Origin of the sequence: Sphingomonas sp. CFBP 13603 (genome assembly GCF_014892665.1) — a bacterium.
Taxonomy (GTDB): Bacteria; Pseudomonadota; Alphaproteobacteria; order Sphingomonadales; family Sphingomonadaceae; genus Sphingomonas.
Map to the genome: position 1 here is coordinate 306,903 of NZ_JADBIA010000002.1, position 24,405 is coordinate 331,307.

Annotated in this window: 21 protein-coding genes; 8 read left to right on the forward strand and 13 right to left on the reverse strand. The window is 66.1% G+C overall.

All coding sequences use genetic code 11. The features are described from left to right. Positions 1-82 precede the first annotated feature (82 nt). A complete protein-coding gene (locus IFR23_RS04295; RefSeq protein ID WP_192974834.1) occupies positions 83-1,363 on the reverse strand; it encodes a M24 family metallopeptidase in 1,281 nt (426 codons plus the stop codon). A gap of 71 nt (positions 1,364-1,434) precedes the next feature. On the opposite strand from IFR23_RS04295, the gene IFR23_RS04300 reads away from it, so the two are divergent. Beyond that, positions 1,435-2,772, forward strand: a complete 1,338-nt coding sequence (locus tag IFR23_RS04300; RefSeq protein ID WP_121903644.1) for a dicarboxylate/amino acid:cation symporter — start codon at positions 1,435-1,437, stop codon at positions 2,770-2,772. A gap of 229 nt (positions 2,773-3,001) precedes the next feature. Here IFR23_RS04300 and IFR23_RS04305 read toward each other — a convergent pair whose 3' ends face one another. The 6 genes from IFR23_RS04305 to IFR23_RS04330 form a co-directional block, all read right to left on the reverse strand. Beyond that, positions 3,002-3,637, reverse strand: a complete 636-nt coding sequence (locus tag IFR23_RS04305; protein ID WP_192974835.1) for a glutathione S-transferase family protein — start codon at positions 3,635-3,637, stop codon at positions 3,002-3,004. A 16-nt stretch (positions 3,638-3,653) separates the two neighbouring features. Continuing rightward, positions 3,654-4,676, reverse strand: coding sequence for a class I SAM-dependent methyltransferase (locus tag IFR23_RS04310; protein WP_244655442.1), 1,023 nt, complete (start codon positions 4,674-4,676; stop codon positions 3,654-3,656). A gap of 282 nt (positions 4,677-4,958) precedes the next feature. Next, positions 4,959-6,032 carry a recombinase RecA gene (gene recA, locus IFR23_RS04315; protein WP_056047175.1) on the reverse strand — a complete coding sequence of 358 codons (1,074 nt, stop codon included), beginning with the start codon at positions 6,030-6,032 and terminating at the stop codon, positions 4,959-4,961. Positions 6,033-6,661: 629 nt separating this feature from the next. Beyond that, the gene (locus IFR23_RS04320; protein WP_192974836.1) at positions 6,662-7,594 is read right to left on the reverse strand and encodes a 4-(cytidine 5'-diphospho)-2-C-methyl-D-erythritol kinase; all 933 of its coding nucleotides are present in this window, start codon (positions 7,592-7,594) and stop codon (positions 6,662-6,664) included. A gap of 325 nt (positions 7,595-7,919) precedes the next feature. Beyond that, the gene (locus tag IFR23_RS20515) at positions 7,920-9,305 is read right to left on the reverse strand and encodes a tetratricopeptide repeat protein (protein WP_192974837.1); all 1,386 of its coding nucleotides are present in this window, start codon (positions 9,303-9,305) and stop codon (positions 7,920-7,922) included. Between the two features lie 28 nt (positions 9,306-9,333). Then, positions 9,334-10,995: an electron transfer flavoprotein-ubiquinone oxidoreductase gene (locus IFR23_RS04330; RefSeq protein WP_192974838.1), complete on the reverse strand. Its 1,662-nt coding sequence runs from the start codon at positions 10,993-10,995 to the stop codon at positions 9,334-9,336. A 139-nt stretch (positions 10,996-11,134) separates the two neighbouring features. Between IFR23_RS04330 and IFR23_RS04335 the strand changes: the two genes are divergently transcribed. From IFR23_RS04335 to IFR23_RS04350, 4 genes are all read left to right on the forward strand, one after another. Then, a complete protein-coding gene (locus tag IFR23_RS04335) occupies positions 11,135-11,917 on the forward strand; it encodes a uracil-DNA glycosylase (RefSeq protein WP_192974839.1) in 783 nt (260 codons plus the stop codon). Then, positions 11,914-13,785 carry a lytic transglycosylase domain-containing protein gene (locus IFR23_RS04340; protein WP_192974840.1) on the forward strand — a complete coding sequence of 624 codons (1,872 nt, stop codon included), beginning with the start codon at positions 11,914-11,916 and terminating at the stop codon, positions 13,783-13,785. The genes IFR23_RS04335 and IFR23_RS04340 overlap by 4 nt, the downstream gene beginning before the upstream one ends. Positions 13,786-13,790: 5 nt before the next feature. Further along, positions 13,791-14,318, forward strand: coding sequence for a molybdenum cofactor biosynthesis protein B (gene moaB, locus IFR23_RS04345; protein ID WP_056057366.1), 528 nt, complete (start codon positions 13,791-13,793; stop codon positions 14,316-14,318). 253 nt (positions 14,319-14,571) lie between these two features. Then, on the forward strand, positions 14,572-14,820 hold the full coding sequence (locus tag IFR23_RS04350; RefSeq protein WP_192974841.1) for a hypothetical protein: 249 nt from the start codon (positions 14,572-14,574) through the stop codon (positions 14,818-14,820). A gap of 56 nt (positions 14,821-14,876) precedes the next feature. On the opposite strand, the gene IFR23_RS04355 is transcribed toward IFR23_RS04350, so the two are convergent. Next, positions 14,877-15,074: a hypothetical protein gene (locus IFR23_RS04355; protein ID WP_107962697.1), complete on the reverse strand. Its 198-nt coding sequence runs from the start codon at positions 15,072-15,074 to the stop codon at positions 14,877-14,879. Between the two features lie 175 nt (positions 15,075-15,249). Here IFR23_RS04355 and IFR23_RS04360 point away from each other — a divergent pair, with 175 nt between their 5' ends. Together IFR23_RS04360 and IFR23_RS04365 are read left to right on the forward strand one after the other, a co-directional pair. Further along, positions 15,250-16,320, forward strand: coding sequence for a PA0069 family radical SAM protein (locus tag IFR23_RS04360; RefSeq protein WP_192974842.1), 1,071 nt, complete (start codon positions 15,250-15,252; stop codon positions 16,318-16,320). Between the two features lie 22 nt (positions 16,321-16,342). Next, on the forward strand, positions 16,343-17,056 hold the full coding sequence (locus IFR23_RS04365; RefSeq protein ID WP_192974843.1) for a nitrilase-related carbon-nitrogen hydrolase: 714 nt from the start codon (positions 16,343-16,345) through the stop codon (positions 17,054-17,056). 404 nt (positions 17,057-17,460) lie between these two features. Here the strand turns inward: IFR23_RS04365 and IFR23_RS04370 are convergent, their stop codons facing one another. Continuing rightward, on the reverse strand, positions 17,461-18,996 hold the full coding sequence (locus IFR23_RS04370; protein WP_192974844.1) for an aminoacyl--tRNA ligase-related protein: 1,536 nt from the start codon (positions 18,994-18,996) through the stop codon (positions 17,461-17,463). A 204-nt stretch (positions 18,997-19,200) separates the two neighbouring features. On the opposite strand from IFR23_RS04370, the gene IFR23_RS04375 reads away from it, so the two are divergent. Further along, positions 19,201-20,097, forward strand: coding sequence for a DMT family transporter (locus IFR23_RS04375; protein WP_192974845.1), 897 nt, complete (start codon positions 19,201-19,203; stop codon positions 20,095-20,097). 112 nt (positions 20,098-20,209) lie between these two features. Here the strand turns inward: IFR23_RS04375 and IFR23_RS04380 are convergent, their stop codons facing one another. The 4 genes from IFR23_RS04380 to gcvH all read right to left on the reverse strand — a co-directional run bounded on the left by IFR23_RS04380 (position 20,210) and on the right by gcvH (position 24,404). Beyond that, entirely contained in the window at positions 20,210-20,722 is a 513-nt protein-coding gene (locus IFR23_RS04380) for a CcdC protein domain-containing protein (protein ID WP_192974846.1), read from the reverse strand. 149 nt (positions 20,723-20,871) lie between these two features. Continuing rightward, positions 20,872-22,533 (reverse strand): aminomethyl-transferring glycine dehydrogenase subunit GcvPB, encoded by a 1,662-nt coding sequence (gcvPB, locus tag IFR23_RS04385; RefSeq protein WP_192974847.1) that lies wholly within the window; start codon positions 22,531-22,533, stop codon positions 20,872-20,874. Next, positions 22,530-23,900 (reverse strand): aminomethyl-transferring glycine dehydrogenase subunit GcvPA, encoded by a 1,371-nt coding sequence (gene gcvPA / locus IFR23_RS04390; protein WP_192974848.1) that lies wholly within the window; start codon positions 23,898-23,900, stop codon positions 22,530-22,532. The genes gcvPB and gcvPA overlap by 4 nt, the downstream gene beginning before the upstream one ends. A 132-nt stretch (positions 23,901-24,032) precedes the next feature. Next, positions 24,033-24,404, reverse strand: a complete 372-nt coding sequence (gene gcvH, locus IFR23_RS04395) for a glycine cleavage system protein GcvH (RefSeq protein WP_192974849.1) — start codon at positions 24,402-24,404, stop codon at positions 24,033-24,035. Position 24,405: the final 1 nt, after the last annotated feature.

Sequence of the window (24,405 nt, forward strand, 5' to 3'; positions counted from 1 at the left end):
CGAAGGACTGAGCTCGATTATTGCCACCTTTCCAACTGGGCCCCGGCCTTCGCCGGGGTGGTGGCGCTATTGTGAAGGTCCCTTACCCAAAAAGTGCATCCAGCGACTTAGGCGGCTCGCTGAACCATTTCGGGCCCGCATCGGTCATGTGGAAACAATCCTCGATCCGCACGCCGTACCTCCCGGGAATGTAGATGCCCGGCTCGTCGGAAAAGCACATCCCCGCCGCCAGCTTCGTCGTCTCGCCGCGGACGAGGTTGACGGGTTCGTGGCCGTCCATGCCGATGCCGTGACCGGTGCGATGCGACAGGCCGGGGAGCTTGTACCCCGGCCCGTAGCCGAGCGTCTCGTAATGGCGGCGGACGGCATCGTCGACGCTTCCCGCGGACGCCCCGATCTTCGCGGCGGCGAACGCGATCTGTTGGCCTCGGGCGACCTGATCCCACGTCTTGCGCTGGTCAGCGGTTGCGGTGCCGTGGACCCAGGTGCGAGAGATGTCGGACTGATAGCCCTGCACGGTGCAGCCGCAGTCCATCAGCACGACCTGGCCGTCGGCGACGCGATGGATCTCGCGGCTGCCGTGCGGATAGGCCGACGCCTCGCCGATCAGCGCGAGCGCGAATTCGGGCGCGCCGCCCAGTTTCTTGGTCGCGGCATTCATCAGCGCGCCGATCTCGGGGCCGGTCATGCCCTTCTCGACGCGCGGCTTGGTCCAGCGATAGGCGGCCAGCGTGACCTCGGTCGCGGCCTGCATCAACGCGATCTCGGCGGGGGTCTTGATCATCCGGCAGGCGCGGACGACCGGGTCGGCGGACACGATCTTGGCGTCGGGCAGCACGCGGGCAAGCCCGGCATAGGCGAAATAGCGCACCTCCGCCTCCAGACCGATCGCCCTCGCGGCGAGCTTGCGGTCGCGCAGGAAACCGGCGACGACGGCGAGCGGGTTCTCGTCCTCCTGCCAGACGCGGACCTCGGCGGGGACGGCGAGCGTCTCGCGCACCGACGGTTCCTCGAAGAACGGCGTGACGATGCACGGTTCGCCCTCGACCGGAAGGATTGCGAGCGTCAGCCGCTCGCTGGTGTGCCAACGGACGCCGGTGAAGTAGATCATCGACGATCCCGGCTCGATCAGCACCGCGCCGATGCCGGCCGCCTTCATCAGCGATTGCGCGCGGACCAGCCGCGCTGCACGCTCGGTGGCGTCTATCGGCCTGGTTGTGCCGGTGATGTCGGACAGCGCCGACAGGTCCGGCTCGGCGGCGCGGAGGATCGCGGTGGTCGACAGCAACGGCGCCGCGATGGCGAGGCTCAGCAAGTCGCGGCGCGAGGGGCTGAAGGCGGGCTTGTGGCGTGCGGTCGACATCGCCGGACGATAGGGTCCTTGACCCGGGCGCCGCAATCCCCTTCCCTGTTCGCACTTCTCGGGAGCGATTGATGGCCAAGCGGCTAACCTATTACATCTTGTTCGGCCTCGTCGCGGGGATGGTCGTCGGCTGGATCCTGAACGCGTCGATCGACAACGGCACGGCCGAGTCCGCCGAACGGCTGAAGGACATCGCCGGCTATTTCTCGATCGTGACGACGCTGTTCCTGCGGCTGATCAAGATGATCATCGCGCCTTTGGTGTTCTCGACGCTGGTCGTGGGCATCGCGCATATGGGCGATACCGGTGCGCTCGGGCGGGTCGGATTGCGCAGTCTTGGCTGGTTCATCTGCGCGAGCCTGTTGTCGCTCACGCTGGGCCTGATCCTCGTCAACGTGTTGCAGCCGGGCGTCGGACTCGCGCTCGCGATCCCGCCAGCCACCGCGTCGAGCGGCGTCGACCGGGCGGCGTTCGATCTCGCCAAGTTCATCACGCACATCGTCCCCGATTCGATGATCGCGGCGATGGCGGGCAATGAGATCCTCCAGATCGTCGTGTTCTCCGTGTTCGTCGGCGTCGCGATCACCGCGGTCGGCGAGAAGGCCGCGCCGCTCGTGAAGGCGATCGAGGCGCTGGTCGCGGTGATGCTCCAGATCACCAACTACGTGATGCGATTCGCGCCCTTCGCAGTGTTCGCAGCAGTGACCGCGACGCTTGCCGAGCGGGGGCCGACCATCCTCGGGCAGCTCGGTTATTTCATGCTGAGCTTCTACATCGGCTTGGCGCTGCTGTGGGCGGTGCTGATCGGGATCGCGTTCCTCCTGATCGGGCCGCGGACGCGGTTGCTGGTGCGGTATATCCGCGATCCGTTGATCCTGGCGTTCTCGGCGGCATCGTCGGAGGCGGCGTATCCGCGCACGCTGGAGGCGCTCGACCGTTTCGGCGTGCCGCCGCGGATCGCGAGCTTTGTGCTGCCGCTGGGCTATTCGTTCAATCTCGACGGGTCGATGATGTACATGACGTTCGCGTCGCTGTTCATCGCGCAGGCCTACGGCATCCACATGCCGATCGGGCAGCAGATCGCGATGCTGCTGGTGCTGATGGTGACGTCGAAGGGCATTGCGGGGGTGCCTCGCGCATCGCTGGTGGTGATCGCGGGGACGCTGTCGATGTTCAAGATCCCGGAGGCTGGGATCCTGCTGATCCTGGCGGTTGATCATTTCCTCGACATGGGGCGGTCGGCGACCAACGTGATCGGCAATGCGGTGGCGGCGACCGTGGTGGCGAAATGGGAGGGCGGGCTCGATGAGCGTGAGCCTGCCGACCGTGATTTCCCGCATGCGCCTACCGGGCATGGGCCGAAGGTGGATGTCGACAGTTACGAGAAGATCGGGCCGGGGCAGGTTTGAGGCGATTGGCGATGTCGAGCCGATGACGTCTCGAAGATGCGCTTGTACGCTAGCGGTCTACTGAAGAAGTACCACCCCGGCGAAAGCCGGGGTCCAGTTGGGGGACGCTAATAGTGACCGCCGCTCCTCGTTACTCCAACCTCTCCAATTGGGCCCCGGCCTTCGCCAGGGTGGTGTCTAAGGGTAGGTTTGCGTTTTCAGCCTCGATGCGGTTTCTGATCTACAGCACTCAAGCGTAGGCGTAGGCGTAGGCGTAGGGGCCGCCCTTCTTTAGCCCCGCCTGATACGCCGGCCGCGCGTGGACCTTGGCTAGCCACGCGATCGTTGCGGGGCGGGACTCGTTCAGGCCACCACGACTGCGCGCGGCTTCGAGCGGGAAGCTCATCATGATGTCGGCGGCGGTCATCTCGGCGCCGGCGAACCAAGGGCGCTGCGACAGTTCGGCTTCGACATAGTTGAGATGGACGTCGATCATCGGCTGGATCTTCTTGGTCGCCGCCTTGCCCAAGATCGGGATGCGCGCGAGGACGAGCTTCAGCAGCAGCGGCGGCATCATCGAGCCTTCCGCATAGTGCAGCCAGAAGCGGTAACGTAGCGCGTCCGCGCGATTGGCGGGGGCGCCGAGCTTGCCGTCCGCGTTATCGACGAGATATTCGACGATCGCGCCTGTCTCGGCGACCACCTGGCCATCATCCTCGATTACCGGCGACTTGCCGAGCGGGTGGACCTGCTTGAGTTCGGGCGGCGCGAGCATCGTCTGCTTGTTCCGCTCGTAGCGCTTGATCTCATAGGGGAGGCCGAGTTCCTCGAGCATCCAGAGAATCCGCTGCGATCGCGAGTTTTCGAGGTGGTGGACGATGATCATACTGAACCCCCTTTTGTCATTCGGACGATTTGCGCGCGGTCCAGATCCAGGCGGCGGCGGGGAATTCCACCGTGTCGCCGCTTCGGTACCGGTCGCAGACCTGGGTGAGACGCGCGATGTGGCGCTCGCGTTCCTCGGGGGCGGCGTCGCGGATGGCGGAGGCTGCGGGGCCGATGCGGCGGAAATAGTCGACTGCGTCGGCGACGGGATCGGCGCCCTCCCCTGCACGGTAGGCGAACTCGACATGCTCGGGTAATGCGACATGCCAGCCGGATTTTTCGAGGATGCTCGCGACGTAGGTTGGGTCGGCGAAAGCGAAGGGGCCAGGTGCGGTGGTTGCTGGCGCGTCTGCATTGCCGCCGGTCGCGGTGATGATTTCGGTGGCCCAGCGGTTGGCGGCGCGGTCGGCGAAGCAGGAGAAGACGAGCGTTGCGTCTGGGGCGGCGGCTTCGGCCAAAGTGGTGAAGGCGGCGACGGGGTCGGCGAAGAACATGACGCCGTGGCGGGAGACGTAGAGGTCGATTGGGGCGTGGTTCGGGGCGGTGGCGGTGATGTCCGCGCACTCGAAGCGGGCGTTGAATGCGGTTTTGGCGCGGTGTTTGGCGATCTCGATCAGGTTTGGTGAGAGATCTATGCCGGTTATTTGCGTGGTCGGGAGCGCTTGGGCGGTGGCGAGTGAGGTTGCCCCGGCGCCGCAGCCTATGTCGATGATCTTGCGGGTTTGGGGGGTGGCGGCGGACAGGATTGCGGCGTTCAGATGCGGGGTCAGGTTGGTGAAGCTGCGGTCGGTTCGGCGCCATTCCTCGGCCCAGACGTCGCCTATTCTGCCGGTCCAGTCGTAGGCGGTGGTCATGGGCTGGGGTGCTTTTTGGTTGCGTTTCGGGGCGGTGGTTTGGAGTGAAGTATAGGAAGTGTAGACGCTCGCGCAGGTTTGATGTTGTGGAATTTCGAGGCTTTCCCAAGTCCGTCGCGCTGCTTTTCCTTGTTTCCCCGCGAAGGCGGGGATCCAGACTGGGCTCCCGCCTTCGCGGGAGAACAAGGGGGGGCGGCTCGTTCAAGAATGTGGGGTCATTGCCGCCAAAGAGCTTGGTTTAGCACAGGATTTTATTTGCAGGGTCATGCCAACTGGGCCCCGGCCTTCGCCGGGGTGGTGTTGGGAAGTAGGCTGGCGCGGTGTCAGTTCACCATGTGTTCGAACTATCGGTCGTGCGCATCTTCGGCCTCATGAGCAATGGGCCATGGGCCAAGCACCATGCCCTCACCCTCCCATTGCAGAAGCAATGGGTCCCTCCCTCTCCCCTGAAGGAGAGGGAAAGTAGGATTACGCGTCGTCGCCTTCTTCGGGGCCGGCCATCATTTCTTCGGCGACCTTGTCGGTGCGCGCGCGGATCTGCTTTTCGAGGCGGTCGGCGGTTTCGGGGTTGTCCTTGAGGAAGGTCTTCGAGTTCTCGCGACCCTGGCCGAGGCGGACGCTGTCGTAGCTGAACCAGGCGCCCGACTTCTCGACCAAGCCCGCCTTCACGCCGAGATCGAGGATCTCGCCGAGCTTGGAGACGCCCTGCCCGTACATGATGTCGAACTCGACCTGCTTGAACGGCGGCGCGACCTTGTTCTTGACGACCTTCACGCGGGTCTGGTTGCCCGTCACCTCTTCGCCGGCCTTGATCGCGCCGATGCGGCGGATGTCGAGGCGGACCGAAGCGTAGAACTTCAGCGCGTTGCCGCCCGTCGTCGTCTCGGGGTTGCCGTACATGACGCCGATCTTCATGCGGAGCTGGTTGATGAAGATCACCATGCAGCGCGAGCGGCTGATCGAGCCGGTGAGTTTGCGCAGCGACTGCGACATCAGGCGGGCCTGCAGGCCGACATGGCTGTCGCCCATCTCGCCTTCGATTTCGGCACGCGGCACGAGTGCTGCAACCGAATCGACCACGAGCACGTCGATCGCGTTCGAGCGGACGAGCGTGTCGACGATCTCGAGCGCCTGCTCGCCGGTGTCGGGCTGCGAGACGATCAGTTCGTCGATATTGACGCCGAGCTTCTTGGCGTAGACCGGGTCGAGCGCGTGCTCGGCATCGACGAACGCCGCGGTGCCGCCGCCCTTCTGCGCTTCGGCGATCACGTGGAGCGCGAGCGTGGTCTTGCCCGAGCTTTCCGGACCGTAGATCTCGATCACGCGGCCGCGCGGCAGGCCGCCGACGCCGAGCGCGATGTCGAGCCCAAGCGAGCCAGTCGAGATGACCTCGACCTGCATGGTTTCCTTGGAGCCCAGGCGCATTGCCGAGCCCTTGCCGAAGGCGCGGTCGATCTGCGCGAGCGCGGCGTCGAGCGCCTTCTGCCGGTCGTTGGTTGCGGTTGCCATGCCGGTGTCGATCACTTTCAGATTAGCGGCCATCGAATATGCTCCCATCGCTAAAGCAAGCGCGCGTGCCATTCAACGCGTCAAACACCATGTATTCTCTTTGTTCTTTTGGAACAAGTGGGGAACGGGAGGTTTGTTGGGGGAAATTTGCGCCGGTTGGGGAGTGCAAAGCCCGTCGGGTGCGCGAACGGCGTCATTCTGGCATCCGCCGGTCTGCATGCTCGAAGCTTCAGGCCCACGGGATCGTGAGTTCGTGGAATGCAGGCGTTGGAAGACGTTCGATGCGGACACGAGTCGGGCAAGTGCACCTCCCCGGCGGAGGCCGGGTCCAAGTGGAGAGCTTGGCGTGACGACGTGCGTCTGTCGTCAGGAGCGTTTCCCAACTGGGCCCCGGCCCTCGCCGGGGAGGGACTTTGGTTGTGAAATATGATCCCGGACACGTTCGGGATGACTGACGAGGGGCGGGATCGGCGGTGCGGGCGTTTAGGTCGAGATCGGTTCGGTTTGTTTGGATGCAGGGTTGGACGGCCGACTGATCTAAAGTTTGAGGGGTGTCTGTGACGGGCGGTTCGTTTGCCGCTCTGAATCCTGACTTTCGTCAGGATGACGGGCGGTGGCCGCGGTGACGCCCCGTCTCAAAGGTGCCGCCGCCTATCGACCGATCAGGCGAGCGTTGTCGCGAGGGTCCACCAGCCTTTGGCTTGGGCGGCGGTTGCCGCGGTGTCTCTGGCTTCGGGGGTTTCGAACAGGGCGAAGCAGGTGGCGCCGGAGCCGGACATTCTGGACAGGAGGACGCCTTGGGCTGCGTCGAGGAGCGTGCGGACTTCGGCGATTACGGGGGCGAGGGCCAACGCGGGGGGTTCTAGATCGTTGCGGCCTTCGAGGGCGCGGTCGAGGAGATTGCCTTCGGGGATCGGGCCTCGGTCGTAGCCGTCCCAGGTCTTGAAGACGGCGGCGGTGGAGACCGCGACGCTGGGGTTCACGAGCAGGAGGGGGGTGCCGGACAGGCCTTCGAGGGTGGTGAGGGTGTCGCCTTTGCCGGTGCCTAGCGTGGTGCGGTTGGCCAGGCAGGCGGGGACGTCTGCGCCGAGCTTTGCGGCGATTTCGTGGAGGCGGGGGTCGGTTGGGGCTATGCCGTGGAGGCGGGCCAGCGCGCGGAGCGTGGCGGCGGCGTCGGCTGAGCCTCCGCCTATGCCCGAGGCGATGGGGAGGTGCTTTTCGAGGGTTATGGCGTGGTGGGTCTCGGGGGCGAAGGCGGTGGTGAAGGCGTCTGCTGCGGCGGTTACTAGGTTGCCTTGCCAGGGGGCGGCGCCGGACGAGCGCGGTGCTTCATCATTGTCCGTCCCCAATTGGGCCCCGGCCTGCGCCGGGGTGGTGTTGGGGGTCGGGGTGGTGTTTTGGGCGGGGAGGAGTGCTGCGGCGAAGGGGCCGGTTATGGTGAGGCTGCTGGTTTGCGCGGGTTCTACGGTGATCAGGTCGCCTTCGGTGGCGAAGGCGAAGAGGGTTTCGAGGTCGTGGTAGCCGTCGGGGCGGCGGCGGCGGACGTGGAGGGCCAGGTTGATCTTGGCGGGGGCGGGTTCGGTGATGGCGGGCATTGTCGGTCTCGGGATTTGGCGGCAAAGGGTCGAACGCGGCTTAGCGTAATACGCGTGATGTCTGCGGGTTTAAGCGCGTCATCCTGACGAAAGTCAGGATCCAGGGTAACGATTGGTGCCGTCCTTGGCTCTGGATCCTGACTTTCGTCAGGATGACGGGAGGGGGATGCCGCACACTTCGCCAGTTGCGGGCGTTGTCACGATCACTTCCGTGGATGCTCGGAATTAGAGGTGATCTCGCGAGACGGCCCTTTAGCCGTCAACTCGCCCTGCCCTCACCCTTCGCATACCTACAGTGCCTTTCTCTCTCCCGGTGGGAGAGAGGTTAGCGGCGAGCTTTGGGCAGGAGGCCGTTGGCGATCTTGGCGGTTATGCGTGCCGTGTCTGCGGGTTCGGCGGTCAGCAAGGCGGCGCGCCAGGCGTAGCGCGCTTCGTAGTTTCGGCCGACGCTCCAATAGGCGTCGCCAAGGTGGTCGGCGATTTCGGCGTTGGTGGGTTCGGCCTGCGCGGCGGTTTCGAGCAGCGGGAGCGCTCGGGCGGTGTTGCCCGAGAGGTGGTAGGCCCAGCCAAGCGAGTCGGTAATCGAGGCGTTGGTCGGGTCGATCCGGCTGGCGCGTTCTAACAGCTTGATCGAGGCGGGGATGTCGTCGCCGTGCTCGACTTGCGCGAAGCCGAGATAGTTGAGTGCGAGCGGTTGCGCGGGGCCGCGGGCGACGGCTTTTTCCAGTGCGTCGCGTGCTTCGGGCCAGCGGCCGGCCTGGTCGAGCGCGCCGCCATATTGCAGCCAGTTGCCCCAGCTGCCGCCCTTCGCGCCGTCGGCGGCGATGATGCGCTGGTACCAGGTCGCGGCTTCGGCGGGGTTACCGGTGGTCAGCAGGAGGTCGGCATAGCGTTGCCAGTCGGCGGGCTCAGACCCCTTCTGGTCGACGCGGTTCTTGGCGGCGGCGAGCGCTTCGCCGTTGCGGTCGGCGGTGGCGAGGATGTCGATGCGTTCGGCGGCGGCGGCCGGGGCGGAGGGGCTCTTGGCGTCGACGCCGTCGAGCACGACGAGCGCGCGGTCGACCAGCTTGTTGCGGGCGAGCGCATCGGCGAGGAGAACGCGCGCGGCGTCGTAGCTGGGGTCGGCGCGCAGCGCGGCCTGGGTTAGCGCAATCGACAACGGCGAGGGTTCGCCTGCGCTGAGGTCGCTGGCGAGGCGGGCGAGCAGGCGCGAGACGCCGATCGTGAGCGGTTGCTTGCGCGGTGCGGCGGCGATCAGCGCGCGCGTTTCCGTGGCGAAGCGGTTGGCGACGGGGTCCTTCGCTGCGGTCGCCAGAGACGGTTCGGGATCGCGGCCTTCCGCATGCGCTACCCAGGCGTAGAGCGAGGGGGCGAGGACAACGAGGAGGCCGCTCGACAACGTGGCGATCGCAGCGCTGGCGGCCTTCGCGTCGTTGCGGCGTGCGGCGTCGGCGAGCGGGATCAGCGCGGCATCCGCGGGGGCGACGCCAGCCTTGTTCAGCACTGCGACGGCGCGGGTAGCGAGCGGCACGTCGCCGGCCTCCAGCGCCTCGCGATAGGCGCGGATCGCGACGACGGGATCGTCGGGCGATGCCGCCAGCACCTTGGCGTAGCTGGCCGCTGCGAGGTCCGGCTGGGCGGCGGCGTCGGCGACGCGGGCCTTGAGATAGGCGGAGAGATCAGCCTGCGCAGCCGTGGCGGGCGCCGCCACGGCAAGACCTAGGGCTAAAAACAGACGCTTACATGTTGGGATAATTGGGGCCTCCGCCGCCCTCGGGTACGACCCAGTTGATGTTCTGGGTGGGGTCCTTGATGTCGCAGGTCTTGCAGTGGACGCAGTTCTGCGCGTTGATGACGAACTTCGGATCGGCCGTGTCCTCGCCGACGACTTCGTAAACGCCGGCCGGGCAATAGCGTTGCGCAGGCTCGTCGTACATCGGCAGGTTGTATTCGATCGGCACGCTCGCGTCCTTGAGCGTCAGGTGGACCGGCTGGTCCTCCTCGTGGTTGGTGTTCGAAATGAATACCGACGACAGGCGGTCGAAGGTCAGGACACCGTCGGCCTTGGGATAGACGATCGGTTTGACCAGGTCCTTGCGCCACAGGCTCTCGTTGTCGGGATGGTGGTGCATCGTGAAGGGCATCTTGATCCCCAGATGCTCCGCCCACATCGTGATGCCGGCGAGGCCCGAGCCGACGAGGTCGCCGAACTTCTTGACCAGCGGCACGACGTTGCGGACGACCGACAGCTCCTTCTTGACCCACGACTTATCGAACGCTTCGGGATAGGCGGCGAGTTCGTCATGGCCGCGCTGCGAGACGATCGCCTCGACCGCGGCCTCGGCGGCCATCATGCCGGACTTCATCGCGGTATGCGTGCCCTTGATCCGCGGCACGTTGAGGAAGCCGGCGCTGTCGCCGATCAATGCCGCACCGGGCATGACGAGCTTGGGGATCGACTGGAGCCCGCCATCGCTGATCGCGCGCGCGCCGTAACTGACTCGCTTGGCGCCCTTGAGCAGCGCGGCGATCTCGGGATGCGTCTTCCAGCGCTGCATCTCGCTGAACGGTGAGAGGTACGGGTTGGTGTAGTTCAGCCATGTGACGAAGCCGATCGAGACCTGGCCGTTCGCCTGGTGATAGATCCAGCCACCGCCGTTCGAGCCGTCCGTTTCGGACAGCGGCCACCCCTGCGTGTGGATGACGCGGCCGGGGACGTGGAGTTCGGGATCGATGTCCCACAGCTCCTTGATGCCGAGGCCGTAGACCTGCGGATCGCTGTCCTTGTCGAGCGCGAACTTAGCGATCAGTTGTTTGGTCAGGTGCCCGCGGCAACCTTCGGAGAAGAAGGTGTATTTGGCATGTAATTCGAGGCCGGGGGTGTAGTCGCCCTTGTGCGTGCCGTCGCGCGCGACGCCCATGTCGCCAGTCGCGACGCCCTTGACCGAGCCGTCGTCGTTGAACAGGATTTCGGCGGCGGCGAAGCCCGGGAAGATCTCGACGCCGAGCTCTTCCGCCTTGCCCGCGAGCCAGCGGCACAGGTTGCCGAGCGAGCCGGTATAGGTGCCCTTGTTGTGCATGAACGAGGGCGTGACGAAGTGCGGCATCTCGCTCTTCTTCGTCTTGGTCAGGATCCAGTGATGGTTCTCGGTCACCGGCACCTCGGCGAGCGGGCAGCCATCCTCGCGCCAGTTGGGCAGGAGTTCGTCGAGGCTCTTGGGATCGATGACCGCGCCCGACAGGATGTGCGCGCCGACTTCCGAGCCCTTTTCGAGCACGCAGACGCTAATCTCGGCGTCCTTCTCCGCGGCCAGCTGTTTCAGGCGGATCGCTGCCGAGAGACCGGCCGGGCCAGCGCCGACGATCACCACGTCGTACGGCATCGATTCACGTGTCGTCATCATCGTCTCCCGGGGGATGTCCCCTATTGCCATAGCTTTGCGCCCCACCCTTCGTTCGGGCTCGGGCCGGCACCGTATTGTCCAATATGGCGATTGCGCGAGTTGACCGCCACGTCAACCGTGCAGCATAGGTTACCCTGTGGGGGCGGATCAAACCATCGACTGGCGAAACACAGCGGCGAGTGCGCTCGACTGGTGGCACGAGGCTGGCGTCGACACGCTGGTCGACGACGTTCCACGCGACTGGTCCGCGGCACCCGAGCCGCTTGTCGTGCCCTCCGCTGCGCCTGCTGCACCCGTCGTCGCACCGTCCGCGATGCCGACTTTGCTGGCCGATTTCCTCACCTGGCGGAGCGGCGCGGAAGTTCCCGAAGCAGACTGGAGCGGGGTTTCGCTCGCTGCCGTAGGTCCGGCTGACGCTACGGTCATGGTGCTTGTCGATTGCCCTGACCGGGACGACGGTGATGCGGGGGCGTTGCTGAGTGGCGCATCCGGCCGGTTGCTCGACAAGATGCTCGGTGCGATCGGGCTGACGCGCGACGAAGTGCATCTCGCGGCGGTCTGCGCGAAGCGGCCGACGGCGGGGCGGATCCAGAGCGAGGTCGAGGCGCGGCTGTCGGAAATCGCCAAGCATCACATCGGGTTGGTCGCGCCCAAGCGGCTGCTCCTGCTGGGCAATGCGGCGAGCCGTGCGATCCTCGGGACGGAATTACAGGCGGCGCGCGGGCGTTTACACGAGTTTAACCATAAGACCGGAGAAACGGGGTCCGGTTCGGCGTCTGGCGAAACGTCCAGCGAGACCGGCGTGGTCGCGAGCTTTCACCCGCGGTTTCTGATCGAGAAGCCCGCGGCCAAGGCCGAGGCCTGGAAGGATTTGCAGATGCTGATGCGCGGACTGACGTCGCAAGAGGGTGTGAGATGATTCGGACTCTAGCTATCGTTCTGGGGCTCAGCGCCCTCCCCTTTCCAGCACTCGCGGCGACTGTCGCTGGCGAGCCTGCTGGCGACGCGCGGCTCGGCACGACGCAACTCATCGGCGCACCGACGATCGAGCAGATCCCCGACCAGCTCGATGCCAGCCAGCGCGAGGCCTACAGGACCGTGTTCGCCGCGATCCGCGACGGCAAGTGGACCGACGCGCAGATCGGGCTCGACACGATGAAGCCCGGCCCGCTGCACGCGATCGCGCGCGCCGAGATGTATACGGCGAAGGGCTCGCCCCGCGTCGAGATGGAGCCGCTGGTCGCGCTGCTCAACGAAGCGCCCGAACTGCCCGAAGCCGCGCAGATTTCGCGCCTTGCAACGACGCGCGGCGCGGTCGGTTTGCCGCCCCTGCCCGTAGCGCAGCGGTTGATCTGGCAGGACGGCGCCCCGCGTCGCGTCCGCGCCAAGAGCCTGCAGGGCGACATGATCGCCGCCGATCTCGCGATGAAGATGCAGCCCTACGTCAAGGCGGACATGGGCCGCGAGGCACAGTCGCTGCTCGAAAGCACGCCGGGGCTTACCCCCGAGGCGCTGACCGAGTGGCAGCAGAAGATCGCGTGGATCTACTTTCTTCAGGGCGACGATGTGAACGCGCGCGTGATGGCGGCGAAGGCACAGGACGGCGTCGGCGACTGGGCCGTCCAGGGCCGCTGGGTCGGCGCATTGTCGGCGTGGCGGCAGAATGACTGCGCGAATGCCGAGACAGGGTTCGAGGGCGTCGCAGCACGCGCCGGCGACGTCGATCTGCGCGCGGCGGCTTTGTACTGGGCGTCGCGCGCGGACATGGTGTGCTCGCGCCCCGACAAGATCGAGGGCCGGCTGAAGGCGGCGGCACAGTTCGGCGAGAGCTTCTACGGCCAGCTTGCCCGCCAGCAGCTTGCGATGAAGGACAAGGGCACGTCCGTGGGCGGACTGGTTGCGAGCGATTGGAAGGTCGTGGGCAAGCGTCCGAACGTCCGTGTCGCAGCGGCACTGGTCGAGGTCGGCGAGACCGACCTGGCCGATACCGTGATCCGCCAGCAGGCGAAGATCGGCGATCCGCGCGAGTTCGCCAACCTGGTCCGCGTGGCGGAAGCGCTGAGCCTGCCGGCGACGACCGTCTGGCTCGCGCACAATTGCCCGCAGGGGGTCACGTCGACCGCCGAGGCGCGCTATCCGACGCCGAACTGGACGCCCGACAGCGGCTGGCACATCGACAAGGCGCTGGTCTACGCACACACGCTCGAGGAATCGCGGTTCCGTAACACCGTGAAGAGCCCGGCCGGCGCGTATGGCCTGATGCAGATCATGCCCGCCGCCGCGACCGATTTCGCCCGCGAGCGTGGCACCTCGATAGACGTGAAGGCGCTAACCAAGCCGAGCACCAACATGGATGTCGGCCAGCGCCATCTCGAGCGGCTGCGCGACATGGCGGGCGTCACCGGTGGGCTGCTGCCCAAGGTGATCGCGGCGTATAATGCGGGTCCGCGCCCGGTCGGCGACTGGAACGCGATCGTCCACGATAACGGCGATCCGCTGATGTATATCGAGAGCATCCCGTATTGGGAGACGCGCGGATACGTCACCACCGTGCTGCGCAATTACTGGATGTACGAGGCGCAGGGCGGCAAGAAGGCATCGACCAGCCGCAACGCGCTGGCGCAAGGCATGTGGCCGCGCTTCCCCGGCCTGCCGGGGGCGACCGCGGTGCGGATGGCGGCCAAGCCGTACACGCAATATCGGGCCAGCACGGCGCCCTTGAATGCCACCGTCGCGGTGAATGCCAGCGTCGGACCGCAGTCCACCACTGTCACGCGCGCGGACTGAGTTTCATGCCGATCGATGAAAGCCGGACGTTCCTGCCGGTCCGAATTGCCGTGCTGACCGTGTCGGACACACGGGGCCTTGCCGAAGATCGCTCCGGCGATACGCTGGTCGCGCGGCTGACCGAGGCGGGTCATGTACTCGCCGATCGCCGGATCGAGAAGGACGACGTCGAGACGATCGTCTCGCGCCTGCACGCCTGGATCGGCGATCCCGAGGTCGACTGCATCATCACCACCGGCGGCACCGGCGTGACCGGGCGCGACGTGACTCCCGAAGCGGTGGAGCAGGTCGCCGAGAAGATGATCCCCGGCTTCGGCGAGCTCTTCCGGATGCTCAGCTACCAGACGATCGGCACCTCGACGGTTCAGTCGCGTGCGTGCGCCTGCGTGTCGCACGGCACCTATATCTTCGCGCTGCCGGGCTCGACCGGCGCGGTGAAAGACGGCTGGGACGGCATCCTTCGCGACCAGCTCGACAGCCGCCACCGCCCCTGCAACTTCGTCGAGTTGATGCCGCGGCTGCTGGAGCGCTAACCGGGGGCCCCGTTCGCTGAATTAGCGATCGGGTGAGCGATCTCGGACCATTTTCTCGCGGTTATCACCATTAGATAGTGCGGCGTACCAAGTGGAGAATCCGCTTTCGGCCGGTGGCCCATCAACAAGTTTTCAGCATCCTCAATGACTTACGACAAGTGATGCACTGTATTATATAACTGGCACGCCAGATGCATTGATCGAGATGTCGCCCCACCAGGCGCCTCGTACCAACCATCACAAGGATGCTGCCATGACCTCGATCTTCCTGAAGAGCCTCGTCGCCGTCGCCGTTCTGGCCACGGGCGTTCCAGCTCTCGCTGCACCGCAGGATTCGATCCAGAAGACGGTGCTCAAATACGATGCCAAGACGCAGAAATACTGCTTGAACGATCCCGCCGTGACCGGCTCGCGGATCGGTCAGAAGACCTGCAAGACCAGCGCGGAATGGTCGGCAGCCGGTCTGAACATGCCCAAGACGATGGCTCTGGCGCAGAAGTGACGCGTGATGGTTCGGTCGGGCGATCTCGCGATCGTCGCGACCGGACCGCGGCCGCCTTACGCCAGCGCGGAGCCGCCCCTCGCAGTATGGATGAGATCGACGAGCTGCTTGTTGATCGACGCACCGTGAAGATGAAGATGAACCGCGTCATACCCCTCGCGGCGCAACCGCTGGCGTAGCGCGTTCACCGACTCGCATTCGCCCGATCGCGCCAACTCGAATGCCCGTTCCACCGTGGTGATCTGTTCCGTCATGTGCCTGCCCTACGCGCTATCGCGGCAGGCGGCGAGTATTCTTTCGCACCGGCGCCAAGCCTTTACAAACCTGCGTTTATTTAACTAGATATGGATCAAGGCTCGACGGGTTCGCCAGCGCCACCGCATCAACTATGTTCTTCTTTTGTTCATAGATCGCGTGTATCGTCGTGCGATGAAGACCGCCCGACCGGTTCGCGGAGCAACGCGCAACGACGAAAGCCGTCGCTTCAACCTGCCGCAGACCGAGGCGGACGGCGACTGGCTCGACATGCGCGAAGGCATCGACGGGATCGCGCCGAAGCTGCGGACGACGGTGACGGTCGAGACGCCGCGGACGATCATCAGCCGCAGCGCCTCGCCCGACGTACCGTTCGACCGCTCGATCAATCCCTATCGAGGATGCGAACACGGCTGCATCTACTGTTTCGCGCGGCCGAGTCATGCGTTTCACGACCTGTCGCCCGGGCTCGATTTCGAAAGCAAGCTGTTCGCCAAGCCCTCGGCAGCCGCGCTGTTGCGGGCGGAATTGAGCAAGCCGGGCTACGTCGTCGCGCCGATGGCGCTGGGTACGAACACCGACCCGTACCAGCCGATCGAGACCGACTGGCGGATCACCCGCGGCATCATCGAAGTGCTTAGAGAGACCGATCATCCGCTGACGATCACGACCAAGTCGGACCGCGTGGTGCGCGATCTGGACCTGCTGGCGCCGATGGCTGCGAAGGGCTTGGCGGCGGTGGCGATGTCGATCACTTCGCTCGATCCGAAGGTGGCGTCGACCGTCGAGCCGCGTGCGCCGCATCCCGAGCGGCGGCTGGCGGCGGTACGCAAGCTCGCGGACGCAGGCGTACCCGTGTACGTGTCGATCGCGCCGGTCATCCCGGCGATCACCGATCACGAGATCGAGCATCTGATCGCGCGTGCGGCGGAGGCTGGTGCCAGCCGGGCGTTCTTCATTCCGGTACGGCTGCCGCATGAGGTCGCACCGCTGTTCCGTGCGTGGCTAGACGAGCATTTCCCCGATCGCGCGGGCAAGGTGATGGCGACGATCGCCTCGCTGCGAGGTGGCAAAGATAACGATCCGAACTTCTTCACGCGGATGAAGGGGCAAGGACCATGGGCCGACCTGCTGGGTACGCGGTTCCGGATCGCCTGCGCCAAATACGGGCTGAACCAGGAGCGGATCGCGCTGCGCAACGACCTGTTCCGCGCGCCGACGGGCCCCCAGGGAGAGTTGTTTTGACCGATCGTCCGGTGTCGCGGCCGTGCGGATAGCGGCGTTCCAGCGCTTGCGGGTCGAGGACGACGCCGCCGCCGTCGTCGCGCGGGTCGTCGACGACCTGACGCGAGCGGACATGCGCATCGACCTTGCGGTGTTCCCCGAATGTCATCTGCTGGGGCACAGTTATGATCCGGCGACGATCGCCGCGCGGGCCATCGATGTCGAGGACGACCGATGGCGCGCGATCCTCGCTGCACTCGCACCGGTCGCGACAACGGTGATCCTCGGCAGTTTCGAGCGCCGCGCGGACGGCGTGACGAACAGCGCCTTCGTGATCGAACGCGGTCGCGTCGTGGGCCGCTCTGCGAAGCGGCATCCGAACGAACCGGGCGTGGTCGCGGGGCGCGCAAGCCCGGTCTTCGAACGGGACGGCGTGCGGTACGGCATCAACATCTGCAACGACGCCAACCATCCCGACGCAGCACGAAGTTTGGCCGACCAGGGCGCGGCGGTGATCTGCTATCCCCTCGACAACATGCTGCCGCCCGATACCGCGGCACGCTGGCGATCGCGCAGCGCCGAGAACTTACGCGCACGCGCCGTGCAGACGGGGTGCTGGATCGTGTCCGCCGACGTGACGGGATCGCAAGGGGCATTGCTGAGCCACGGCTGCACCATGATCGTCCGTCCCGACGGGACGATCGCGGCACGCGTCCCGGAAGGGATCGAGGGGGTAGCGCTCTGCGATGTTTCGTAGCGCTGGTGGCGATCGTCTTAGCGAACCCGTCATCGCAGGCATGTGACTCTGACCCGGATCGAGCCCGGAATGACGGGTAGACCAGTCTATGCGAAGCCAACCAAGAGGCGCTCCGACACGGGGACGGAACCAGGGTTTTATGCCCCCCCGAAGCAGTGGCTGGCGCTTGCCGGACGGAGGGGGAGGTCGGTGACCAATGATCGTTCCGTGCCCTCCCCCTCCGTCACCTTCGGCGCCGCCTCCCCCTGGCGGGGGAGGATCGTCAGTCCGATGATCGGGCCCGTCGATCCTTCGATGCATCGACGCCCTCACCAGTCATACTCACGACCGTCCGGTTCCAGAGCAACACGCGTCCCGGCACGTAACTCTGGATCCTGGGTCGAGCCCAGGATGACGGCCGAGACTCAGTAGGCACGGCCGATCAGGATGCGTTCGACCGCAGGTTCGCCAGTGAAGATGCACGCGCCGTCGTCACACCCCGTCTGCCCCATCGGTGCGTTGCGGATCGTGAGCTTGAGCGCCTTCAACCGCTCGACGACCTTGTCGAGTGCCGCCCCCGTCGGCTTGGACCAGCGGACGTCGACCCAGCCGGGGTTCTTCACGCCGTCGGCGAAATGCGCTTCCACCGCCGCGAAGTCGTTGGCGGGGACGATGTTGCCCTTCACGCGGTTCATCGATTCGACGTGGAGCGTCGCCTGGATGTCGTGCAGCATCCCCGAGACGTCGCCGACGAACGCGTCGCGCGGCGTTGCGACGCTGTCGAGCTTGCCGTCCTCGCGGTACAGGCGATCGCGGCGGATCACGGTGACGTTGCCGCCCGCCATGTCGCGGCCGCCGACCTCGATCACGATCGGTGCACCCTTCTTGACCCAGCCCCAGCGCTTGGTGGCAGCCTTGGCGGGTTTCAGGTCGAGCAGCGCGCGGACCGGTTCGCCGAGCGCGGACTGCTTAGCGAGTTCAGCCTGGAGCGACTTGCAATACTCGACGATCGCCGCATCCTCGGGGACGTCGCGCAGCATCGGCACGATCACCACCTGCCACGGCGCGATCATCGGCGGCACGCGCAGGCCGTCGTCGTCGCCGTGGACCATGATGACCGCGCCGATCATCCGCGTTGACACACCCCAGCTGGTGGTGTTGCACAGCTCGAACTCGCCGCCCGCATTCTGGAAGCGGATGTTCTGCGCCGAGGCGAAGTTGGTGCCGAGGAAGTGCGAGGTGCCCGCTTGCAGCGCCTTGCCGTCCTGCATCATCGCCTCGATCGAGTAGGTCGCGACCGCGCCGGGGAAGCGCTCGTTCTCGGGCTTCTCGCCGGCGATCACGTGGACGCCGAGGCATTCCTCCGCAAAATCGCGGTAGACTTCGAGCATCTTGAGCGTCTCGTCGCGCGCTTCGTCGGCACTGGCGTGCGCGGTGTGCCCCTCCTGCCAGAGGAACTCGCTGGTGCGCAGGAACATGCGGGTGCGCATTTCCCAGCGGACGACGTTGGCCCATTGGTTGATCAGCACGGGCAGGTCGCGCCACGACTGGACCCAGCGCGCGAACGCGGCGCCGATGACCATTTCGGAGGTCGGGCGGACGACGAGCGGCTCCTCGAGCTTGGCGTCGGGGTCTGGGATCAGGCGGCCATAGCCGTCGGCCTTGAGGCGGTGGTGCGTGACCACGGCCATTTCCTTGGCGAACCCGTCGACGTGCTCGGCCTCCTTCTCGAAATACGAGAGCGGGATGAAGAGCGGGAAATAGCAGTTCTCGTGGCCGGTCGCCTTGATCCGGTCGTCGAGCAGGCGCTGGATTCGCTCCCAGATACCGTAGCCCCAGGGGCGGATGACCATGCAGCCGCGGACGCCGGATTCCTCGGCAAGATCGGCCTCGGAGATGACGGCCTGGTACCAGGCGGAGAAATCCGCCTCGCGGGTGACGGGGAGTGCGCGCTTTATCATGGCGTGCGGATAGCGGGTGCGCGGGGGTTCGTCACCCCATCCTCCATCGCGCTCCGTCATCCTGACGAAAGTCAGGACCCAGGATACCACACGCACCGCTCTTGGCTCTGAGTCCTGACTTTCGTCAGGATGACGGACGTGTTTGTGTGGCGAAGACGGCGGTTTGGGGTGGGATGCCCGCCCGGCCCTCGCTAGGGGTCGCGCATGCCCACCGACCGCATCCTTCCCGCCATCGGCATGCGGTTGCTGTCGGTCGTGATCTTCGCGCTGATGAATACCGCGATCAAGTTGGCCGAGCGGCACGGCGCGAGCGTGTCGGAGATCCTGTTCTTTCGTCAGTTCGGCGCGTGCCTGCTGGTGTCGGCGGTGATCGTCGCAGGGCCGGGCCTGCCTTCGGTCAAGACCAGGCGGCTACCCGCGCACATCGTTCGCGCGATCGTCGGGCTGTCGGCGATGGCGTTCACCTTCAACGGGATCGTTGCGTTGCCGCTCGCGGAGGCGACGACGATCGGGTTCACGGTGCCGGTGTTCGCGACGATCCTGGGGGCGCTGGTGTTGCGCGAGCCTACCGGGTGGCATCGCTGGGCGGCGGTAGCGACGGGGTTCGCGGGGGTGTTGATCGTCGCGCAGCCCGGAAGCGGGGATCACTTTCCGTTATGGGGTGCGGGGTGTGCGCTGGCGGGAGCGTTCGGGACGGCGAGCGTGTCGATCCTGTTGCGGCAGATCGGCAAGACCGAGAGCGCGCTGACGACGGTATTCTGGTTCTCGGCGCTGTCGCTGATCCCGTTGTCGGTCTTCTACGGCCGGGCCGCGCAGTCGCATGATCTGGTCGCGTGGGTATGTCTGGCGAGCGTCGGGATCTTCGGCGGGCTGGCGCAGATCGCGATGACGACGTCGTTGCGGCTTGGGCCGGTGTCGGTGGTGGTGCCGATGGATTATTCGAGCCTGTTGTGGGCGACGCTGTTGGGGTGGCTGGTGTTCGACACGTTGCCGGCAGAGGCGACCTGGGTCGGGGCGCCGGTCATCGTCGCGAGCGGGTTGTATATCGTGTGGCGGGAGCATGTGCGGCGGCGGGAAGAGACTGAGCAAGCGATCGCTTGAGCCCACTCTAATCATTCCCGCGGAGGCGGGAACCCAGACTGGCTGACCTATCGTCTGCATTACTGACGCTTGCCAGTATGGGTCCCCGCCTTCGCGGGGATGACGGTTCGGATTAGCGGACGCGGGCCGTTTCGAGCATCCGTTTGGCGCGGAGGTACATTTCGATGCGTTGGGTGGTGAACAGGCCCAGCGCGAGTGCGACCAGCATGTCGGTGATGGCGAAGGCGTCGAGGTGGAGGGCGTGGCCGTCGCCGATCACGGCGCGGGCGCCGGTGCGGACTGCGACGATCGCTACGATGAACAGGACCGCTGCCGGGGAGAACGTCGTGTTGAGTGCGTGGCTGTCAGGATCGATCGTGATCCGCATGAGCTTGCCGCGCTGCCAGCCTAGTGCTGCGCCCATGACCAGGGCCAGCGCGCAGAACAGCCAGGCAAGGCCGTGCGGCGGGTACATCGCGAACATGTAGAGCGTGACGGCGGCGTAGAGCGCGGGAAAGATCCAGAGGCGTTCGAGCTTGAGCGGCTTTACGATACTCATACGGCGCCAGCGGACCGCGAAAACTATGCCGATGACGATCGCGGTGATCGCGTAGCTGATCCAGCCTTGTGCTTCGTGCGCCTGCATCGATCCTGACCCCCACCCCTGTTGGGGCGGAGGCTAGATCGGTTGCGGCGTTCTGGGCAATCCGTTTTCCTGCGAACGCAGGAAGCCAGGGTTACGGGGGGTTGCGTTCTTTACCCTGGGCTCCTGCGTTCGCAGGAGAACTGCGAGGTTTACTCCGCGGCTTGCGCCAGCGGAGCCGGGTCCTTCCAGACCAGTACCGGTTTGCGTGCCGCAAGCGTCTCGTCGAGACGCGCGCGGGGGGCGAAATGCGGCGCGGTCTTGAGGCTCGGATCGCCGGCCTTGGCGCGTTCGGCGACCGAGCGGAGCGCGGCGATGAACTGGTCGAGCGCCGCTTTCGATTCGGTCTCGGTCGGCTCGACCAGCATCGCGCCGTGGACGACGAGCGGGAAATACATCGTCATCGGGTGGAAGCCCTCGTCGATCAGGCCCTTCGCGATGTCGATCGTCGAGAAGCCGGCGGCGAGGCCGGAGTCCGAGAACAGCGCCTCGTGCATGCACGGACCCGAGGGGCCGAACGGCGCGTCGAGCGTGTCGTCGAGGCTGCGCAGGATGTAGTTCGCGTTGAGTACCGCGTCCTCCGACACCTGGCGCAGGCCATCGGCGCCGTGGCTGAGGATGTAGGTCAGTGCGCGCGTGAACATGCCCATCTGGCCGTGGAACGCGACCATGCGGCCGAAGCTGCCGGCGTGATGTTCGCCTGCGGTTTCCTCCTCAACGAGGACGAACTGGCCGTCCTGGTTCTCGACGAACGGGAGCGGTGCGTAGGGAGTCAAAGCCTCCGAGAACACCACCGGGCCCGAGCCTGGACCGCCGCCGCCGTGGGGGGTCGAGAAGGTCTTGTGCAGGTTGATGTGCATCGCGTCGATGCCGAGATCGCCGGGGCGGACGCGACCGACGATCGCGTTGAAGTTCGCGCCGTCGCAATAGACGAAGCCGCCCGCCGCGTGCACCGCGTCGGAAATTTCGCGCATGTCGCGCTCGAACAGTCCACACGTGTTGGGGTTGGTGATCATCACGCCGGCGACGTCGGGGCCGAGGCGGGCCTTCAGCGCGGCGGTGTCGACGCGGCCTTCGGCGGTGGCGGGGATGTCCTCGACGCTATAGCCGGCGAAGGCTGCGGTGGCGGGGTTGGTGCCGTGCGCGCTCTCGGGGACGAGGATGATCTTCCGCGCGCCTTCGCCCTTGGCTTCGAGTGCGGCGCGGATCGCGAGGATGCCGCAGAGTTCGCCGTGCGCGCCGGCCTTGGGGCTCATCGCAACCGAGGTCATGCCGGTGAGCGTGACGAGCCAGTGTGCGAGCTGGTGGATGACTTCCAATGCGCCCTGCACCGTGTCGACCGGCTGGAGCGGATGAACGTCGGAGAACCCGGGGAGCCGCGCCATCTTCTCGTTGAGGCGCGGGTTGTGCTTCATGGTGCACGAGCCGAGCGGGAAGAAGCCGAGGTCGATCCCGTAGTTCTGGCGTGAGAGGCGGGTGTAGTGGCGGACGGTCTCTGGTTCGGAGAGGCCGGGGAGGCCGATCGGTGCGGTGCGCGAGAGACCGGCCAGGCGGCTTAGCCCTCTCCCCTCCGGGGAGAGGGTTGGGTGAGGGGTCGTACCGGGCGCAGCATTGCTGGGCTGCCCCTCAGCCCGGCCCTCTCCCCGGAGGGGAGAGGGAGCAGCGAAGTCTACGCCGGTGGTGTGGGTGTCGCCGATCTCGAAGATCAGCGCTTCTTCCAGCATCAGCGCCTTGTTGCCGGTTACCGATGCTGGGACGTTACCCGTGTTCGCCTCGGGCGAGGTCGGGCGCCAGCCGCTCTGGTTGATGCTCATGCCAGTATCTCCCCAAGGACGGTGGATAGTGCGGACGCAAGCGTTTCGACGTCCTCCGCGGTGGTCGTTTCCGTCACGGCGACGACGAGGCCGTTCGCAAGGGCGTCCTGCCCGGGGTAAAGACGGCCGAGCGACACGCCGGCGAGGATACCGCGATCGGCGAGCGTGCGGACGACGGGGCGGGCTTCGGTCGGCAACTTCAACGTGAACTCGTTGAAGAAGCTCTCGTTGACCAACTCGACACCGGGGATCTGCGACAAGCGTTCCGCCGCCGACACCGCGCCGGCGTGGTTGATCTCCGCCAACTGGCGCAACCCGGCTTCGCCGAGCAGCGTCATGTGGATCGAGAAGGCCAGCGCGCAGAGGCCGGAGTTGGTGCAGATATTCGACGTCGCCTTCTCGCGGCGGATGTGCTGCTCGCGGGTCGACAGAGTCAGGACGAAGCCGCGGCGGCCGTCGGCGTCGACGGTCTCGCCGCAGAGGCGACCGGGCATCTGGCGGACGTATTTGTCCTTGCACCCGAACAGGCCGACATAGGGTCCGCCGAACTGAAGGCCGACGCCGAGCGACTGGCCTTCGCCGACGACGATGTCCGCGTCCATCTCGCCGGGCGACGTAATCGCGCCCAAGGCGACCGGCTCGGTGACGACCGCGATCAGCAGCGCCTTCTTCGCGTGGCACGCGTCCGCGAGCGGGCGCAGGTCGGCGATGCGGCCGAGGATGTCGGGATACTGGACGACGACGCACGACGTATCGTCGTCGATCTTCGCGATCAGCTGGTCGAGGTCCATGTCGGTGACCAGTTCGGGCGCGGTCGTGTCGAGCACGTCGCCGGTGAACTTGGCCATCGTGTTGGCGACCGAGACGTAATGCGGGTGGAGGCCCGACGAGAGGATCGCCCTACCCCGCTTGGTGATGCGACGCGCCATCACGATCGCTTCCCAGCACGCGGTCGAGCCATCGTACATCGAGGCGTTGGCGACGTCGGTACCGAGCAGCCGCGCGACCTGAGTCTGGAACTCGAACAGCATCTGCAGCGTGCCCTGCGCGATTTCGGGCTGGTACGGCGTGTAGGCGGTGAGGAACTCGCCGCGCTGGATCAGGTGGTCGACCGACGCGGGGACGTGATGCTTGTACGCGCCGCAGCCGAGGAAGAACGGCGCTTCGCCGGCGGTGAGGTTCTTCTTGGCGAGCGCCGACATGTGGCGTTCGACTGCCATTTCGGACGCGTGCATCGGCAGGTCGCGGACCGGGCCGTCGAGGCGGGCGGCTTCGGGCACGTCGACGAACAGGTCGTCGATGGTCGCGGCGCCGATGACGGCGAGCATCGCCTCGCGGTCGGGCTGGGTCAGGGGAAGGTAGCGCATCGGCATCAACTCCCCCCTCCCGCATGCGGGAGGGGTCGGGGGTGGGCGCCCGGCCTATTGCGGGCGGAACGCTGGAGGTGAGCGCGCGCCCACCCCCTGCCCCCTCCCGCTAGCGGGAGGGGGTTCTAGGACTTAAAGCCCTTCGACGAAGGTCGCGTAGGCGGCTTCGTCCATCAGGCTGTCGAGTTCGCTCGGGTCGCTGAGCGTCAGCTTGAAGAACCAGCCGGCGGCTTCGGCGTCCGAGTTCACCAGGCTGGAGTCATCGGTCAAAGCCGCGTTGCCCTCGGTAACGGTGCCCGAGACCGGAGAATAGACGTCCGACGCGGCCTTGACCGACTCGACGACCGCGGCTTCGTCGCCCTTGCTCAACGTCTTGCCGGCTTCGGGGACGTCGACGAACACGACGTCGCCGAGTTGGCTCTGCGCGTACTCCGAGATGCCGACGGTGCCGACATTGCCGTCGACATCGACCCATTCGTGATCTTGCGTGAAGTAACGGCTCATA

What these genes read in the sequence shown, in the direction of transcription:
- IFR23_RS04330 (WP_192974838.1), bottom strand. Translation starts at nt 10,995, where the DNA reads ATGACGACACGTGAATCGATGCCGTACGACGTGGTGATCGTCGGCGCT.
- IFR23_RS04350 (WP_192974841.1), top strand. Translation starts at nt 14,572, where the DNA reads ATGACCTCGATCTTCCTGAAGAGCCTCGTCGCCGTCGCCGTTCTGGCC.
- IFR23_RS04300 (WP_121903644.1), top strand. Translation starts at nt 1,435, where the DNA reads ATGGCCAAGCGGCTAACCTATTACATCTTGTTCGGCCTCGTCGCGGGG.
- IFR23_RS04380 (WP_192974846.1), bottom strand. Translation starts at nt 20,722, where the DNA reads ATGCAGGCGCACGAAGCACAAGGCTGGATCAGCTACGCGATCACCGCG.
- recA (WP_056047175.1), bottom strand. Translation starts at nt 6,032, where the DNA reads ATGGCCGCTAATCTGAAAGTGATCGACACCGGCATGGCAACCGCAACC.
- IFR23_RS04295 (WP_192974834.1), bottom strand. Translation starts at nt 1,363, where the DNA reads ATGTCGACCGCACGCCACAAGCCCGCCTTCAGCCCCTCGCGCCGCGAC.
- IFR23_RS04320 (WP_192974836.1), bottom strand. Translation starts at nt 7,594, where the DNA reads ATGCCCGCCATCACCGAACCCGCCCCCGCCAAGATCAACCTGGCCCTC.
- IFR23_RS04370 (WP_192974844.1), bottom strand. Translation starts at nt 18,996, where the DNA reads ATGATAAAGCGCGCACTCCCCGTCACCCGCGAGGCGGATTTCTCCGCC.
- IFR23_RS04355 (WP_107962697.1), bottom strand. Translation starts at nt 15,074, where the DNA reads ATGACGGAACAGATCACCACGGTGGAACGGGCATTCGAGTTGGCGCGA.
- IFR23_RS04360 (WP_192974842.1), top strand. Translation starts at nt 15,250, where the DNA reads ATGAAGACCGCCCGACCGGTTCGCGGAGCAACGCGCAACGACGAAAGC.
- IFR23_RS04340 (WP_192974840.1), top strand. Translation starts at nt 11,914, where the DNA reads ATGATTCGGACTCTAGCTATCGTTCTGGGGCTCAGCGCCCTCCCCTTT.
- IFR23_RS04375 (WP_192974845.1), top strand. Translation starts at nt 19,201, where the DNA reads ATGCCCACCGACCGCATCCTTCCCGCCATCGGCATGCGGTTGCTGTCG.
- IFR23_RS04305 (WP_192974835.1), bottom strand. Translation starts at nt 3,637, where the DNA reads ATGATCATCGTCCACCACCTCGAAAACTCGCGATCGCAGCGGATTCTC.
- moaB (WP_056057366.1), top strand. Translation starts at nt 13,791, where the DNA reads ATGCCGATCGATGAAAGCCGGACGTTCCTGCCGGTCCGAATTGCCGTG.
- gcvH (WP_192974849.1), bottom strand. Translation starts at nt 24,404, where the DNA reads ATGAGCCGTTACTTCACGCAAGATCACGAATGGGTCGATGTCGACGGC.
- gcvPB (WP_192974847.1), bottom strand. Translation starts at nt 22,533, where the DNA reads ATGAGCATCAACCAGAGCGGCTGGCGCCCGACCTCGCCCGAGGCGAAC.
- gcvPA (WP_192974848.1), bottom strand. Translation starts at nt 23,900, where the DNA reads ATGCGCTACCTTCCCCTGACCCAGCCCGACCGCGAGGCGATGCTCGCC.